Consider the following 608-nt stretch of genomic DNA (forward strand, 5'->3'; position numbering starts at 1 on the left):
GGCGTTATGCATCATTGACGATGCTCATACTATGGATATATACGAAGAATTAGAGGAGCTTTATAAAAATGGAGCCTCTATTGATAAAATTTACGAATATTTGATCGAGTGTGTCGAAGCGCAACTTAGATTTCGCTCTGGCTGGGTGGTAAAAGACGCTGTGGGAGTTATGAGAAGGTATTTAGATGGTGCTGCGACAAGATCAGAAGTGGCTAATCTCGACTGGTACCTTGAGGCAAAAGCATTTGAACTCGACCATATTCATTGAATATATAGCTCAAGACCTATCAAATGAAACCGTGCAAGATTTGAAGGCAGTTCAGGAATGCCTAAATATTGATCGAAAGCAAGCACTTAACTACCTAAGAGATTTAGCGTTCTTTATTGATGAGGTAGCCTGCTTTGTAGCCTATGCAGAAAATGGGCTCCCAAGAAGGTGCTATAGCCAATTTATGGATGTTGAGCTATTTCGCAGGTCTTTTGCAAAAGATGCATAACAAGCAGCGGCAGAGCGACAGCCAACGCTACGCGCCTTTTGTGTTACTCGCTGGCGCTCAAACATTAACACAAAATGCGCTCCGCGCTGGCTGCGCCTGCGCTGGGCGTTA

Annotated in this window: 2 protein-coding genes; both read left to right on the plus strand. The window is 43.9% G+C overall.

The features are described 5' to 3' along the window. The coding region (locus FDY93_RS19345; protein ID WP_220446271.1) for a hypothetical protein at positions 1–268 on the plus strand (268 nt) is incomplete at its 5' end. A 143-nt stretch (positions 269–411) separates the two neighbouring features. After that, on the plus strand, positions 412–608 hold a 197-nt coding region (locus FDY93_RS19665), incomplete at its 3' end, for a hypothetical protein (RefSeq protein WP_220446272.1).

The sequence above is a fragment of the Microbulbifer harenosus genome, from assembly GCF_005771435.1.
GTDB classification, from domain to species: Bacteria; Pseudomonadota; Gammaproteobacteria; order Pseudomonadales; family Cellvibrionaceae; genus Microbulbifer; species Microbulbifer harenosus.